Below are 14,950 nucleotides of genomic sequence, written 5' to 3'. Positions count from 1 at the left end.
CTAAATTTCTCTATTTCTCAAAAAAACACGACATTTGTAGCTCGAAAAATCATACCGGAATAAGGCGTGGAATTTCAAATAAAAGTTTCAAAATAGAACAGATGAAATCTTAAAACTCATCTGACGAATTAAATAAGAGATAGATTAACAAATGAAAATATCAAACAACTGGCTGAAGGACTTTGTAAAAACGGAATCAAAAACTGAAAGAATCGGTGAATTCCTTACAGATATAGGTCTTGAGGTTGAAGGGATAGATAAATTTGAAAGTGTAAGAGGCAGCCTGGAAGGAATTATTGTAGGTAAAGTTTTAACTTGCGAAAAACATCCTAATGCTGACAAACTGAAGAAGACAACTGTAGACGTAGGAAACGGAAAGGTGCTGAACATTGTTTGCGGTGCTCCTAATGTAGAAGCTGGACAAACTGTTCCGGTAGCCGTTGTCGGAACTAAAATCTATGATAAAACAGGAAACTTTTTTGAAATTAAAGAAGCCAAAATCAGAGGAGAGGTTTCCCAGGGAATGATCTGTGCAGAAGATGAACTTGGTCTTAGTGATGATCATGGAGGTATCATGGTACTGGATGAAACCCAATATGAAGTAGGGAAAAACTTTGCTGACTATTTTGAACTTACCAATGATGAGGTTTTTGAAATCGGGTTAACGCCGAACAGAACAGATGCTATGTCTCACTATGGCGTTGCCAGAGATTTACATGCCTACCTTTCTACAAACCAATTGAAGTCGCAATTTAATAAAGTAGCTTCTGAAGCTTTGAATAACGAGGGAACTCATGATTTTAAACTGGAAATTGAAGATGCAGAATTGTGTCCAAGATATATCGGAGCTGTGATTGAAGATGTAAAAGTTGCAGAATCACCATCGTGGTTAAAAGACAGATTGAAAGCGATCGGATTAAGCCCGATCAATAACGTTGTAGATATTACCAACTATATTCTTCACGGGTACGGACAGCCGCTTCACGCATTTGATGCAGATAAAATTGCAGATAAGAAAGTGAAAGTAGGTGTAGTAAAACCCGGAACGAAATTTACGACTTTAGATGGTGTTGAAAGAACATTGAATGGTTCTGAAATCATGATCAAAGACGGTAAAGATAAACCAATGTGTATTGCCGGAGTATTCGGAGGTGAGAACTCAGGAGTATCAGAAACAACGACAACAATATTCCTTGAAAGTGCTTACTTTAACCCGGTTGCTGTAAGAAAAGGAGCTAAAGCGCACAGCCTGAATACAGATGCTTCTTTCAGATTTGAAAGAGGAGTAGACCCGAATCTTACAAGAACAGCCATCACTCACGCTATTAAAATGATTCAGGAAATTGCTGAAGGAAAATTAGTAGGAGAGTTACTGGAGGAATATCCTAAGAAAATAGAAGATAACTATGTGATTATCAGATTCTCTAAAATTGAGCAGATTTTAGGAACAAAAATTCACAGAGAGAAAGTAAAAGAAATCTTAAAAGCATTGGAAATTCAGGTTTTAAATGAAATTCCAAACGGTTTTGAAATCTCTGTTCCTGCTTACAGAGCAGATGTAACAAGAGAAATTGATGTGATTGAAGAGATCTTAAGAATCTACGGATACAATAAAATTGATGCTCCACAGAAGTTTTCATTTACGCCGGTTAAACTGAGTACTAACGATCAGGATGAGCTGGAAAACAGCTGGGCAAGAACTTTACAGGGGCTTGGTTTCAATGAAGTGATGAACAACTCATTAACTTCTGTAAAAGATGAAACAGATGCTGTAAAGCTATTGAATCCTTTAAGCGGTGATCTGGCATTCATGAGAAAGTCTTTATTAGAAGGACTTCTTCAGAATACAGTATACAATATCAACAGAAAGAATCAGGATATCAAGTTCTTCGAATCAGGAAAAATTTATCACAAAAAAGAGAAATACGAAGAAAGAAAACAATTAGCTTTATTGGTTTCAGGAAGAGATGTTGCCGAAAACTGGCTTCAGCCAAAATCTGCGGTAAGCTTCTATAATCTTAAAGCCTATGTAAAAGTTTTATTAGAAAGACTTGCTGTCGATTATAAAGAAGTTGCTTTGTCTGATGAAAGATTCTCTGATGCACTGGCATATGAAGTTGACGGTAAAGCATTGGTGAGAATTGGAAAAGTATCTCCGGCCTTATTAAAAGACTTTGATATTGATCAGGAATGTTTCTATGCAGAGATTGAACTGGAATATGCTCAGGAACTTCGTTCTAAAAATGAATTGAAATTCAAAGACATTCCGAAATTCAACAAAATCAGAAGAGATCTGGCTTTACTGATTGATAAAACGGTAAACTATCAGGATTTATATCAGACGGCTAAGAAGAACAAATCTCCATTCATTAAGAATATTAACCTGTTCGATGTATATGAAGGTAAAAATCTTCCTGAAGGTAAGAAGTCTTATGCGATGAGTTTTGAGCTGTTAAATGAAGAGAAAACTCTTGAAGAAAAAGAGATTACTGAAGTAATGGATTCTCTGATCAAAGCTTTCCAGAAGGAATTCAACGCAGAGTTGAGATCTTAATATTTGAAAATACATTTTATTAATAATAGAAACGGACTTTTTTTAAGTCCGTTTTTTTGTTTTATTGAGTTGTTGTCAGGCTTGGGCTAAAGCCATTGGTCTGTTTGTGTTTTAAACAAACGGGCTGAAGCCCGTTCATATTGAATCGCATTAGTGATATTAGTGAAAATATTAGTGTTATTCGTGTTAAAATGGAAATTTTGTATAAAAACAATCTATCCACAGTCTTTGTCACTCCGTAGATGCCTCAATATATTTTATAAACCAGTTATAGTATAGATTCCTTCGGAATGACAAAGGCAACGCTACAACTTTAGGACAGATAAAGCTCTTATGTCTTAACGCTTTCAAGCCTTTTTTTGATTATCAACAGTGTAAAAATAACTCTGAAAATTATTCAAAATATCAACTGTTAAAGAATAATAAAATTCATTGCAACCCGTTTAAATAATATAATTTCCGTAAATTTGGGTTAATTCAAAAAGAAAAAAATGAAAAATCTTTTTTTAAGTATATGTACAGCTGCAGTTTTGGCTTCATGTGGATCTATGACAAGCCCGTCTGCATCTAAAGTGGGAAAAGCTCAGCCTGCTCTTGCCAGCACAAAATGGACATTGGCTGAAACGGTAAAAGGTAAAGTTCCAACATTGAATATTGAAGGAGAAAAGATCACTGGAAATGCAGGATGTAATAACTATTTCGGAACGGCTACAATTGATCCTTCTACAGGAAGTTTTACAGCCGGACAAATGGGATCCACAAAAATGATGTGCAGCAACATCGGAGTAGAGCAGAATTTTATGGATATGATGGGAAAAGCTAATAAATATGTGGTTTCCGGAAATACTTTAGAATTGTACAAAGACAATCTTTTACTATTGAAATTCACTAAATCAGAATAAAAAACAAAAGGAACTCAATAGAGTTCCTTTTTTATGTTTAGAGTGTTATTAATCTTCCTCTTCTTCATCGTACTTAGCCAACTCTTCATCGCACCATTTGAATGCTGCTTCTACTACTTTAGTAGCCTCGTCTGCCATCGTTTCTTCATCATCACCTTCAAGATCATCTAACCACTCAACTTCTTCTTCCTCAACGTTTAAGATAAATCTTGGATATTCTGTATGAACCACGAATAGATCCTCTGGAAATTCCGAATTATCTGCTAATAAAAACTTTGGTAATTTCATTTTTTTAATGTTTTAACTTTCTCAAAGATAATTAAAATTATTGATTTAAGATGACTTCAAAAACATTTTTGAAACTTTTTCAGCTTTTTTGCTTTCAGAATAATCATAGAACCCTTCTCCTGATTTTACACCCAGTTTTCCGGCTGTCACCATATTGACAAGCAATGGGTTCGGAGCGTACTTAGGATTTTTGAAACCGTCATACATAACGTTCAGAATAGCAAGACATACATCAAGACCAATAAAGTCTGCCAGCTGAAGCGGACCCATCGGGTGAGCCATCCCCAGTTTCATTACCGTATCAATTTCTTCTACACCAGCCACTCCGTTGTAAAGTGTCTCGATAGATTCGTTAATCATTGGCATTAAAATTCTGTTCGCCACAAAACCAGGATAGTCATTCACCTCTACAGGAACTTTACCCAAGGTTTTACTCATTTCATAAATGGCATCAAAAGTCTCTTTAGACGTAGAATATCCTTTGATGATTTCTACCAGTTTCATAATAGGAACCGGGTTCATGAAGTGCATACCGATTACTTTATCAGCTCTTTTAGTAGCTGCAGCAATTTTTGTGATAGAAATAGAAGAAGTATTGGTTGCAAGGATACAGTTGGCAGGAGCCAGCTCATCCATCTGACCGAAGATCTTCAGTTTAAGATCAAGGTTTTCTGTAGCAGCTTCTACAATAAGATCAGCAGATCCCGCAGCATCGTTCAATGCTGTGAAAGTAGTGATGTTGCCTAAAGTTTCAGCTTTTTGCTCCTCTGTAAGATTTCCTTTTGCAATGATTCTGTCAAGATTGGTAGTAATGGTTTTTAAACCTCTGTCCAAAGCTTCCTGGGATACATCTACAAGATTTACTTTAAAACCGCTCTGTGCGAAAGTATGTGCAATACCATTCCCCATGGTTCCCGCTCCGATAACTACAATGTTTTTGATCATTTTTCCTTTATTTTTTATAGATAGTTAAATTTTTTACCTCCGTAAGGTCAGATTGTGTGACAACAGCTGTTGAATCAAAAGTAACATTTCCTATACTCTGACTTTTTTTACTGTTGTTCTGGTTGGAAACAGTAGCCGTTAATCCTCTTATCAATCGTTTTTTCTGATTTTTTGTGAGGAAGTCTGTGCCAACGTATAACGTAAATTCGCCTTCTCTTCCCATGCCTTTTTGGATCAGGACTTCCATGCTTTTTATCTGGCTTTTATTCTTAAATTCTTTCAGAAAGCTCATCACAGGTTTATCAGATGCAGGGCCACAGCATACGCTTCCGTAGCTGATCTCTAAATAATTCTGATTCTTCTGAGCGTAAAAGAATGTGAAAGCGAATAGAGCCGTTGTTATTATTATTTTTTTCATGTTAAATCGCTTTAAAAATAAGCTTAATATTTTATTTATTAAAATTATCCCAAACGATCTTCGAAATATCGGAAACCATTCTCGTATTTACCCTTTCTGTTTCTGTGGAATTGCTTACAAATATGGCAATTGCGTAATGTTTTCCGTTGGGTAGAGTAATGATTCCCATATCGTTTTCTGCTACTGTAAGAATGTTATCGGGCTTTCCGGAAGAGCCTGTTTTATGGGCAACAGGTGTTCTTTTGGGCAGCTGTTCCACAATTTTATTAGTTCCTGTTGTGGTAGCGAGCATAATTTGCATTAAGAAATCTGTGGATTTCTTGGAAAGTAATTTTCCGTCATAGAATTTTTTTAAAAGTACTACAGTGGAGTTGGTGCTGCTTTCATTTCCATATTGATTTTTCCAGTCTTTATGCATATCATCCTCAGTATACTTAATTTGAAGGTCTTTCACCCCTTTAGAATCCATAAATTGCTGAACAACCTTGGGGCCTCCTATAAGTCTTAAAAGAAAATCACAAGTGTTATTATCACTCTGAGCTACTGTATACTTAATAATTTCTCCTAAAGAAAGCTCAATATTCCCTTCCGGATATTTTTCGCGTAAAGGAGACCACGTATTTTCAAGTAAGTCGGATTTTTTTATTAAAAATTTCTGATCTGTTGAAAATTTGCCTTTGTCTGCCATATCCAGCACAGTACTGGCCAGGTGGAATTTGAATACACTCAGCAAAGGGAGTTTTTTATCACCGTTTTTGCTGTATTTAAAATTACTTTCAAAACTCAGAACAGATACTCCTACGGTAGCTTTTTTATCCTTTATTATTGAATTTATTTTTTGATCCAGAGCTGATTTCTGAGCAGAAGCAAATGCCGAAACCAAAAGAAGAACGAAGGTTATTTTTTTCATAGAAATGCAGTTAAAATAAATCCCTTTTAGAAGCCTAAAAGGGATTTGCAATTTAAGATAAATTCCTGTTATTTCAACTCAAAATAATTAAGGTTCGCCCCATCATTTTCGAAGACAATTCTGATTTTGTTTTCTCCTTTCTGTAAGGTGATATTTTGGGCTGAAACCGTTTTCCAGTTTTCATTTCCTCCTGTTGATGCAAGTGAAACCGTCGCTAAAACTTTTCCGGAAGCTGTTTCAATTCTTATTTTAGAAGGATTAGCCGCCGAATATCTGATGTCTGCTGCATAATTTCTGTCTCCTTTGGACTGAACCGTGTACTGAAGCCATTCTCCGGTTTCTGTTTTTCCTACATAATACTGATTGGTAACTTTATCATTACATTTATAAATATCCACCCCATCATTTCTCATCTGCTGTCCGGAGTTCCATTCCGATCTTTTGGCCGGATCACTTACCCAAAGATTGATGAAATCCTTATCAAGATAGGCAGAGCCCATTCTTCCCAGATCATATTCCGAAGCGTATATTCTTCCCGGTGCCTGATGGTTTCTGAACGGTTTTGTAGTAGCATCTGTAATCTGCCTGAACATGGCATCAATCACATCTCTTTTAATCTCAGTGTTGTTTAGTTTATAGTTGTCTGCAATCTGTAGTAAAGCTTTTTTAGCATACCCTTTAGAAGGCTTTTCACCTCCGTTTTTCCAGTAATCCAATAATTTTCCATATTCAGGCGTGATTTTTACATTGGTAACTCCTGCAATATTATCAATCTTTTTCATCGGCCAGAAGGCATACCCTATATTGTGTTTGTCCAAAAGCTGAATAAGCTCAGTGAACCATACATTGGAATTCTCGCCGGTTTCCCCAAGCCAGATCGGCATATTGTGCTTCTCTCTGAGATCAAGGGCAAATTGAAGGGTTTGATCATCATTGTAATTCCAGTATTTATGAAAGCTGAAAGCCATGTTGTTATCCCAGATAGCCGGAAGTCCGTTATAATTGTTTCCCCAGCCGTTTCCTTCAATGAAAATAATATGCTTTTTATCAACCTCTCTGATGGCTGCTGTAATATCTTTCTGAAGCTTCCAGAGCGGAGCATTGGACATTTCATCCGTACCATTGGGGTTCTTTCCTGTGAAATTAATATTAGGTTCATTAATAAGATCATACCCTCCAATCCATGGATTGTCTTTATACCTTTCCGCCAGTTTTTTCCACAGCGCTACAGTTTTTCTCTGATTCTCTTCATTGGCCCAAAGTGAAGGCTTGGATTTATCATTATCAGAAATGTTAGCGTCATTTCCCTGACCTCCGGGAGCGGCATGAAGATCCAGAATCAAATATATTTTGTTATCGGTGCACCATTGAAGAAGATCATCTGTCATTTTAAAACCTTCCTCCAGCCACGTATCTTTTCCTTTTACAGGCTCTTTTTCAATAGGAAGGGTATAAAGATTGTAATGCATCGGCAATCTTATAGAATTGAATCCTGCTTTGGCCAGAAAGTCGATATCCTGCTTTGTGATTCCGTTTTTCAGATAAGCTTTGTAGAACTCATTCATTCCGTCTTCACCAATTAATTCGGCAATCTTTTCCTTAATCTTATACTGAGGACCAGCAAAATCAGCAGTTTTCAGCATATATCCTTCCTGAAGCATCCAGCCACCCAGCCCAAGGCCTTTCAACTGAATATCTTCACCTTTATCATTAACGATTTTCTGTCCCGAAGTCTTCAGTAATTGTGATGTCCCAAATTGAGACAATAAAAATGCGGATAATAGAACGGCTCTTTTCATAGTAATTTCGATGATTTAAAATAATAGGAATTTTTTAGAAATTAGTCATACTGAATGTTGGCATCATAGTAAGAATCTACATTCAGACCATTTATTCTGCCAGGAATCCATTGCGTGTGTAAAACAAAATCTTTCAATTGTTTATTGAATTGTTTTTCAAATATATTGTTTTTTTTGTTTTGAAATTCACTTTTTACTGATAAATCCTTAATTTTTCCGTTTTTAGTAATAATAAAAGAAGCTGAAGTGTAGGAATAAAACTTTTCCTTTTTTGATTTATATCCTTGGGGAGTAGGAAATTTTTTTAGATAATCAGTTTGTAGTTTTTCAAACTGATTGTCTACGGTAGAGTTAGGATAGCGCGAAATATTATCGCATTGTTCATATGAAAATATTTCATCGGGATTATTTTTTATAAATAATTGTTTCGCCGTAAAACGCAATGAGTCTATAAATTTCTTTCCAAATCTTTCTAAAATAAGTCTGTTCATCTCGATTTCCCGGCAGTTTTCATACTGATCATTCGGAAATCTTACGCAAGATATGGGAATTTGCTGCGTTTTTATATGATTCTTGTTCAGAAGCTCTATAAATTCCTTTTCACCCAGATAATCATAGCCTAAGCCTGAAAAATTGGTCCAGGTATACTTTTTATAATTGAAATCATTTTGTGCCTGCTTTTTTTGATCATCACAATCTATCTTATAACCATTTTTTTTTGATTACAAGATAGCATTGTGATTGCTGCCAAAAATAGTGCAGACTTTATTTTCATGTTAACTGATCAGTTTCATAATCTCTAAAGCCACCTTCAACGCTTCAGTTCCGTCTTCAAGAGAAACTTCTACATTTTTGTCGCCAGTAATCGCATCAGCGAAAGAATTTAATTCGTCCAGAATAGCATTGTTAGGCTGTATATTCGGATATTCAAACAGAATCTGGTTCTTTTCTCCCTCTGCATTTTCAATAATCATATCAAATGGAGTAGGGCTTTCAGGAGCATCCTTCATCCTGATTACTTCAGCCTTTTTCTCAAGGAAATCAACGGAAATATAAGCATCTTTCTGAAAGAATCTGCTTTTTCTCATCGCCTTCATAGAAATTCTGGAAGTCGTAAGATTGGCAACGCATCCGTTTTCAAACTCTATTCTCGCATTGGCAATATCCGGAGTTTTGCTTACTACGCAAACGCCGCTTGCGTGAATATTTTTCACTTTAGATTTAGCAATACTTAATAAAATATCAAGATCGTGAATCATAAGATCCAATACTACGGAAACATCCGTACCACGTGGATTAAATTCTGCCAGTCTGTGGATTTCAATAAACATCGGATTGCTGATATATTCCTTGGTAGCAATAAAAGCCGGATTGTATCTTTCAACGTGTCCTACCTGTGCTTTGATTCCTTTTTCCTGGCACAAACGAAGAATTTCTTCTGCCTGTTCAAGAGTCTGGGTTACCGGTTTTTCAATAAAGAAATGAAGGCCTTTATCAATGGCTTTTAAAGCATAGTCATAATGATAAACAGTTGGAGTGACAATATCAAGCATGTCAATCTGCTCAAGCAATTCATCAAAATTTTCAAAATATTGATATCCGAATTCGGCTTCTAATTTCTTTCCGTTTTCAACATCTTTATCATGAAAACCTACAAATTCATATCTATCTGACTGATTAAGAAGTTTTAAATGTATTTTTCCCAAGTGTCCGGCACCTACCAAACCTGCTTTTAACATAGCTGTATTAAATTTTTGTAAATATAGTGAATGTACATTTATAAAATACATGACTTTTTACTTGGAAATGCACTAGATTAAAGGCATCCATTCATTAAAGAAATTACAGTAAATTAACGGTCTGAAAAATAACGATGAAAAGAATAATTTCGATTGTACTTATGGCTGGATTATCTACTGCAGCATGTATAGGAGATAGTCCGTATGACCCGCAGGCTCAATGTGGAACACCCACAAATTTGACATTTGAAAAAGTAAGCAACACCCTTTCCTGGAATATGAACACCATGGGCGAAGGGTATTATGAAGTGCAGTATGGAGAGCAAGGTTTCACTTTGGGAAAGGGAACTACAGTGGTTACCTACAAAAATTCCTATAGCCTCCCGCTCTATCAGAATAATAAATATGATCTTTATGTGAGGAAAAATTGTGGAATAGACAATGGACGAAGTAACTGGGCGGGACCTATTACTGTTTTGGCGGGTAATACGACAACTTGTGTACAGCCAGCGTATGCAACTTATACCAAAACAACTTCCTCCGCGCTTTCTTCTACTTTTGATGCTGCGGTATCCTGGGATAACGATGGCGTTTCTGCGTATGAAACTGTTTTGACGATAAGTTCTGCGCCACCTGCGAGTGGACAATTAGCAATGACAGGCCAAAAAGCCGTCTACACGGGATTAAGTAAAACCCAGACCTACAACTTTTTTGTCAGAAAAAGATGTGCTGATAATACCTTTAGCACGTTTTACGGACCTTATCCTATAAAATGGAATTAAGTAACAAGTATAAAGCTGCCATTTTTTGATTGCTTATTTTTTGTGGATAATTCTTTGCTGCAATTTCTGAAATCTAATTTCTAATTTCTTACTTTTGTCAAATGCAGGATTCGTTTGTACATAAAGGAAAAAGAAAGATTTTAGTTGAGTATCTTCGAAACAGGATTGGAATTTCAGACGAAAATGTACTTTCGGCAATGAGTGAAGTTCCGAGACACCTTTTTATCGAAAGTATTTTTGAAGATTTTGCCTATGAAGACAGAGCATTTCCCATTCTGGCACACCAGACTATTTCCCATCCTTCCACGGTAGCGGAACAGTCTGAACTGCTGAAGGTAAAACCAGGTGAAAAAGTATTGGAAATCGGAACAGGATGCGGATACCAGACTGCCGTTTTAATGGCGATGAAAGCTCATGTATATACTGTAGAAAGGCAGAAAGATCTGTTTGATTTTTCCAAAAAGAAACTCAGAGAACTTCATCTGTTTCCAAAATTTCAGAGTTTTGGAGATGGTTTTGCGGGACTTCCCACTTTTGCTCCTTTCGATAAAATCATCGTAACCTGTGGTGCTTCCACACTGCCTACAGAACTTTTAAAACAGCTGAATATAGGGGGAATAATGGTGATTCCATTAGGACCAACGGATGAGCAGGTTTTATACAGATTTACCAAAGTAGGCCCTACAGAATTTGAAAAAGAAGAATTTGGAGCGTATAAATTTGTTCCGATGCTTGGTAATACGAATCAATAGTAAGAAGATTTCTAAAGAGTGTGTCATTCTGCATGCAATGTAATGAAGAATCTCATACTGCTTAGTCAATAAGATTCTTTCTCAGTCAGAACGGCAAAAGCCAGATAATTTGACTTTTAGAGAACCTGTTTTCAAATATAAAATTCATCTGTTTTAATCAAAATTTAAAATCTTTTAATCCATTTCGGAATGAAAATTGATGGAATTAAAGCCCTCTGTATAAATCACCATCACAAAAAATAAATAGATCTTGAATCAAACATTCAGATGAAAAGAGATAATTTTTTTAATATTAAAGTTCAATAACCTTACTTTTTGCGAGTGAGGTTTTTTTATTTAAAATCATTAAATAACAGAACAATAAAAGTTTTTATCAATAAAAGAATTCCGGAAACAGGAATTGAAATGCTGAAAGAAACAGGTCTGGATGTTGCCCACCCGGAACGCATATCTGAGGAGAATCTTATTTTTTGGATTTTCTGCTGCTGAAGCCCGAAACAGGATGGCGGGGATGACCGAAGGAAGTATTATCGCTATTGAAAGAAAATAAGAAAATGCCGCATTGTGCAAATCCTGAAGTATATTCTGATTATTCAGCATAACTTGGAATTATTTTTGTTTTAAGTATGTAAACCCTTAAATAACACTATCATGATACCGGAAGACAATATTAATGAACAAAACAGAAAGCTGGAACAGATGGATTATAATCCTGATGAAGATATTTTCCAGAAAGAAAAACATATTCCGCTTGATGGAGACGGAAATCCTATTCTGAATGAAGATTTTGATGACGATAAAATAGATAAAGGCTTAGATATCCCCGGAGCTGAGGACGATGATGAAATGGAAGAAATAGGAGCAGAAGATGAAGAAAACAATTACTGGAGTCTCAGCGATAATGAAGATGACCACGAAGAAGAAAACGATGATGTTTTAACCTAAATTTTGACGATACGAAAACAAGCCTTATTGAATTTCAGTAAGGTTTTTTTATGTTGAATAACGACTCATATGGGTAACGGCAATTCCCCTCTCTAGGAGGGATGGATTCAAAAATTAAAGAATTTTTGAAGACGGGGTGGTTCCATAGTGAAGCACAATAAAATCCTCCAATTCCTTCATCACCAGACTCAGATTATTTCTTACACCAAAATCACTGATTCTGAAAACCAAAAGTCCCAAAGATTCAAGATATTCCTCTCTTATCCCATCATAAATCTGCTTTTCATCATGGCTTGATCCATCTATTTCTATAATGAGCCCAAGCGTTTTTACATAAAAATCAACGATATAATTTCCGATAATCCTTTGTCTGTCAAAATCAATGGTATGAAATTTTTTTTGCACGGACTTTCTTCCAGAAGATCACTTCACCTAAGATCCGGGCTTTACGCTTTTCTTTTAATAATACTTTTAAATAGGGATTGTAGGGAAGATTCTCAACGAAATTCCTACGGATGGGAATTCCGTTGATGGAGGTGAGGGTTTCTTTCATTATTGTGTTTTTAACCACCCTGTCTTTTAAAGCTTACACTTTAAAATCCACCCCTCCGAGAGAGGGGAATTGAGGCACATTTATTCAAATATAGTATTTAATATCAAATATTGGTTGATTTATAGATTTTGTAATTTTGCTTAAACCTTAAACCATTCTTCCTTTCACCACTTGCCTATATTTCCTATTTTGAATATCTTTAAAACTTCAAACATTGTTTAAAACATAGACCTTTAAATAGTAATATGACATTTCAAGAACAGATACAGCAGGGGATTCCTGATCAGCTGCCACAACCGAAACCGTACGAGACCAATATCAACCATGCTCCGAAGCGTAAAGAAATTTTAGGAGAAGAAGAGAAAAAGCTGGCATTGAAGAATGCTTTACGTTATTTCGATCCCAAGTTTCATGCAGAACTGATTCCTGAATTTAAGCAGGAACTTGAAGATTACGGTAGGATTTATATGTACCGTTTCCGTCCGGATTATGAAATGAAGGCAAGACCTATCACAGATTATCCCGGAAAGTCTGAGCAGGCCAAAGCCATTATGCTGATGATTCAGAATAACCTGGATTATGCCGTAGCACAGCACCCTCATGAACTGATTACTTATGGTGGAAACGGAGCTGTTTTCTCAAACTGGGCACAGTATCTGCTGACCATGAAGTATCTGTCGGAAATGAATAATGACCAGACATTGGTGATGTATTCAGGACATCCTATGGGATTGTTCCCGTCTCATAAAGACGCGCCAAGAGTGGTTGTAACGAATGGTATGATGATCCCGAACTATTCAAAACCGGATGACTGGGAGAAATTCAATGCATTAGGCGTTACCCAATACGGACAGATGACAGCGGGAAGTTATATGTATATCGGTCCTCAGGGGATTGTTCACGGAACAACGATTACGGTATTAAATGCCTTCAGAAAAATCAAAAAAGAACCGAAAGGAGGCCTTTTCGTTACTTCAGGATTAGGAGGAATGAGTGGAGCTCAGCCAAAAGCAGGAAATATTGCGGGCTGTGTAACCGTATGTGCAGAAGTGAATCCTAAGATCACAAAAATCCGCCATGACCAGAAATGGGTGAATGAAATCCATGAAGATCTTGATGCATTGGTAAAAAGAGTAAGAGAAGCACAGGCGAACAAAGAAACCGTGTCTTTGGCTTACCTTGGAAATATTGTTGAAGTTTGGGAGAAATTTGATCAGGCAGATTTAAGAATAGACATTGGCTCAGACCAGACTTCACTTCACAATCCTTGGGCGGGAGGCTACTATCCTGCAGGACAAAGTTTTGAAGAATCCAATACCATGATGGCTGAAAACCCTGAACTATTCAAAGAAAAAGTTCAGGAAACATTGAGAAGACATGCTGCAGCCATCAACAAACATACAGCAAAAGGAACGTATTTCTTCGATTACGGAAATGCCTTTTTACTGGAAGCTTCCAGAGCCGGAGCTGATGTAATGACAGAAAATCCAACATTGGGAAGAGAATTCAAATATCCGAGTTATGTACAGGATATTATGGGACCTATGTGTTTCGATTATGGTTTCGGGCCGTTCCGTTGGGTATGTTCCAGCGGAAATCCGGAAGATCTTCAGAAAACGGATGATATTGCCTGTGCAGTGTTGGAAGAAATGGTTAAAAACTCTCCTGAAGAGATCCGGCAGCAGATGAAAGACAACATCCAGTGGATCAAAGGAGCACAGGAAAATAAACTGGTGGTAGGTTCGCAGGCAAGAATCCTGTATGCAGATGCGGAAGGAAGAATGAAAATTGCGGAGGCCTTCAACAAAGCTATTAAAAACGGAGAAATAGGACCTGTGGTATTGGGTAGAGATCACCACGACGTTTCAGGAACAGATTCTCCTTACAGAGAAACTTCCAATATCTATGACGGATCAAGATTTACGGCGGATATGGCCATTCACAATGTGATTGGAGACAGTTTCCGCGGAGCTACATGGGTTTCTATCCACAATGGAGGTGGAGTAGGCTGGGGAGAAGTGATTAACGGAGGTTTCGGAATGCTGCTGGATGGAAGCGATGATGCCGACAGAAGACTGAAGTCTATGCTTTTCTGGGATGTGAACAACGGAATCTCAAGAAGAAGCTGGGCAAGAAACGAAGGCGCTGTTTTCGCCATTAAAAGAGCGATGGAAGCAGAACCCAATCTGAAAGTAACACTTCCGAATTTGGTAGATGAAAATTTACTGTAAAAACATTTTAGATACAAAGAAGAGGCTGTCTCAAAAGTCAAACAATCTGGCTTGTGTCATTCTGACGAAGGAAGAAACTTATTGATAACCAAACATATGAGATTCTTCACTACATTTCATTTCGTTCAGAAT

15 protein-coding genes are annotated in these 14,950 nt (G+C 36.7%); 6 read left to right on the top strand and 9 right to left on the bottom strand.

Annotated elements, in window-relative coordinates; translation table 11 throughout:
* Positions 1-151 precede the first annotated feature (151 nt).
* Positions 152-2,554 carry a phenylalanine--tRNA ligase subunit beta gene (gene pheT / locus EK417_RS16990; protein WP_136522839.1) on the top strand — a complete coding sequence of 801 codons (2,403 nt, stop codon included), beginning with the start codon at positions 152-154 and terminating at the stop codon, positions 2,552-2,554.
* 491 nt (positions 2,555-3,045) lie between these two features.
* Positions 3,046-3,456: an META domain-containing protein gene (locus EK417_RS16985; protein WP_047433591.1), complete on the top strand. Its 411-nt coding sequence runs from the start codon at positions 3,046-3,048 to the stop codon at positions 3,454-3,456.
* 48 nt (positions 3,457-3,504) lie between these two features.
* Here the strand turns inward: EK417_RS16985 and EK417_RS16980 are convergent, their stop codons facing one another.
* From EK417_RS16980 to EK417_RS16950, 7 genes are all read right to left on the bottom strand, one after another.
* Positions 3,505-3,744 carry a DUF8828 family protein gene (locus EK417_RS16980; protein ID WP_002977986.1) on the bottom strand — a complete coding sequence of 80 codons (240 nt, stop codon included), beginning with the start codon at positions 3,742-3,744 and terminating at the stop codon, positions 3,505-3,507.
* A 45-nt stretch (positions 3,745-3,789) separates the two neighbouring features.
* Complete coding sequence (locus EK417_RS16975) at positions 3,790-4,686, bottom strand: 3-hydroxybutyryl-CoA dehydrogenase (RefSeq protein ID WP_170872097.1); 897 nt, start codon at positions 4,684-4,686, stop codon at positions 3,790-3,792.
* Between the two features lie 10 nt (positions 4,687-4,696).
* Positions 4,697-5,107 (bottom strand): hypothetical protein, encoded by a 411-nt coding sequence (locus EK417_RS16970; protein WP_110366875.1) that lies wholly within the window; start codon positions 5,105-5,107, stop codon positions 4,697-4,699.
* Between the two features lie 31 nt (positions 5,108-5,138).
* On the bottom strand, positions 5,139-6,017 hold the full coding sequence (gene bla-A / locus EK417_RS16965; protein ID WP_136522838.1) for a CGA/CIA family class A beta-lactamase: 879 nt from the start codon (positions 6,015-6,017) through the stop codon (positions 5,139-5,141).
* A 68-nt stretch (positions 6,018-6,085) separates the two neighbouring features.
* On the bottom strand, positions 6,086-7,816 hold the full coding sequence (locus tag EK417_RS16960) for a cellulase family glycosylhydrolase (protein WP_136522837.1): 1,731 nt from the start codon (positions 7,814-7,816) through the stop codon (positions 6,086-6,088).
* Positions 7,817-7,857: 41 nt separating this feature from the next.
* Positions 7,858-8,307: a hypothetical protein gene (locus tag EK417_RS16955; protein ID WP_136522836.1), complete on the bottom strand. Its 450-nt coding sequence runs from the start codon at positions 8,305-8,307 to the stop codon at positions 7,858-7,860.
* A 285-nt stretch (positions 8,308-8,592) separates the two neighbouring features.
* Positions 8,593-9,555 (bottom strand): Gfo/Idh/MocA family protein, encoded by a 963-nt coding sequence (locus EK417_RS16950; RefSeq protein WP_136522835.1) that lies wholly within the window; start codon positions 9,553-9,555, stop codon positions 8,593-8,595.
* A gap of 134 nt (positions 9,556-9,689) precedes the next feature.
* On the opposite strand from EK417_RS16950, the gene EK417_RS16945 reads away from it, so the two are divergent.
* From EK417_RS16945 to EK417_RS16935, 3 genes are all read left to right on the top strand, one after another.
* A complete protein-coding gene (locus EK417_RS16945) occupies positions 9,690-10,337 on the top strand; it encodes a hypothetical protein (RefSeq protein ID WP_076597281.1) in 648 nt (215 codons plus the stop codon).
* 101 nt (positions 10,338-10,438) lie between these two features.
* Positions 10,439-11,089 carry a protein-L-isoaspartate(D-aspartate) O-methyltransferase gene (locus tag EK417_RS16940; protein WP_110366870.1) on the top strand — a complete coding sequence of 217 codons (651 nt, stop codon included), beginning with the start codon at positions 10,439-10,441 and terminating at the stop codon, positions 11,087-11,089.
* Positions 11,090-11,740: 651 nt separating this feature from the next.
* Positions 11,741-12,034, top strand: coding sequence for a hypothetical protein (locus tag EK417_RS16935; protein ID WP_076597284.1), 294 nt, complete (start codon positions 11,741-11,743; stop codon positions 12,032-12,034).
* Between the two features lie 114 nt (positions 12,035-12,148).
* Here the strand turns inward: EK417_RS16935 and EK417_RS16930 are convergent, their stop codons facing one another.
* Both EK417_RS16930 and EK417_RS21460 read right to left on the bottom strand, forming a co-directional pair.
* The gene (locus EK417_RS16930) at positions 12,149-12,439 is read right to left on the bottom strand and encodes an endonuclease domain-containing protein (RefSeq protein WP_228457959.1); all 291 of its coding nucleotides are present in this window, start codon (positions 12,437-12,439) and stop codon (positions 12,149-12,151) included.
* Positions 12,414-12,587 (bottom strand): hypothetical protein, encoded by a 174-nt coding sequence (locus tag EK417_RS21460; RefSeq protein ID WP_228457958.1) that lies wholly within the window; start codon positions 12,585-12,587, stop codon positions 12,414-12,416. The genes EK417_RS16930 and EK417_RS21460 overlap by 26 nt, the downstream gene beginning before the upstream one ends.
* 245 nt (positions 12,588-12,832) lie before the next feature.
* On the opposite strand from EK417_RS21460, the gene hutU reads away from it, so the two are divergent.
* Positions 12,833-14,818, top strand: a complete 1,986-nt coding sequence (gene hutU / locus EK417_RS16925) for a urocanate hydratase (protein ID WP_136522834.1) — start codon at positions 12,833-12,835, stop codon at positions 14,816-14,818.
* The last annotated feature ends 132 nt before the right edge of the window (positions 14,819-14,950 follow it).

The organism is Chryseobacterium candidae (assembly GCF_004916905.1).
Taxonomy (GTDB): Bacteria; Bacteroidota; Bacteroidia; order Flavobacteriales; family Weeksellaceae; genus Chryseobacterium; species Chryseobacterium candidae.
Note: the sequence above shows the minus strand (reverse complement) of the source record. Positions and strands in the feature narration are given on the sequence as shown.

What these genes read in the sequence shown, in the direction of transcription:
- pheT (WP_136522839.1), top strand. Translation starts at nt 152, where the DNA reads ATGAAAATATCAAACAACTGGCTGAAGGACTTTGTAAAAACGGAATCA.
- EK417_RS16985 (WP_047433591.1), top strand. Translation starts at nt 3,046, where the DNA reads ATGAAAAATCTTTTTTTAAGTATATGTACAGCTGCAGTTTTGGCTTCA.
- EK417_RS16980 (WP_002977986.1), bottom strand. Translation starts at nt 3,744, where the DNA reads ATGAAATTACCAAAGTTTTTATTAGCAGATAATTCGGAATTTCCAGAG.
- EK417_RS16970 (WP_110366875.1), bottom strand. Translation starts at nt 5,107, where the DNA reads ATGAAAAAAATAATAATAACAACGGCTCTATTCGCTTTCACATTCTTT.
- bla-A (WP_136522838.1), bottom strand. Translation starts at nt 6,017, where the DNA reads ATGAAAAAAATAACCTTCGTTCTTCTTTTGGTTTCGGCATTTGCTTCT.
- EK417_RS16960 (WP_136522837.1), bottom strand. Translation starts at nt 7,816, where the DNA reads ATGAAAAGAGCCGTTCTATTATCCGCATTTTTATTGTCTCAATTTGGG.
- EK417_RS16955 (WP_136522836.1), bottom strand. Translation starts at nt 8,307, where the DNA reads ATGAACAGACTTATTTTAGAAAGATTTGGAAAGAAATTTATAGACTCA.
- EK417_RS16950 (WP_136522835.1), bottom strand. Translation starts at nt 9,555, where the DNA reads ATGTTAAAAGCAGGTTTGGTAGGTGCCGGACACTTGGGAAAAATACAT.
- EK417_RS16945 (WP_076597281.1), top strand. Translation starts at nt 9,690, where the DNA reads ATGAAAAGAATAATTTCGATTGTACTTATGGCTGGATTATCTACTGCA.
- EK417_RS16940 (WP_110366870.1), top strand. Translation starts at nt 10,439, where the DNA reads ATGCAGGATTCGTTTGTACATAAAGGAAAAAGAAAGATTTTAGTTGAG.
- EK417_RS16935 (WP_076597284.1), top strand. Translation starts at nt 11,741, where the DNA reads ATGATACCGGAAGACAATATTAATGAACAAAACAGAAAGCTGGAACAG.
- EK417_RS21460 (WP_228457958.1), bottom strand. Translation starts at nt 12,587, where the DNA reads ATGAAAGAAACCCTCACCTCCATCAACGGAATTCCCATCCGTAGGAAT.
- hutU (WP_136522834.1), top strand. Translation starts at nt 12,833, where the DNA reads ATGACATTTCAAGAACAGATACAGCAGGGGATTCCTGATCAGCTGCCA.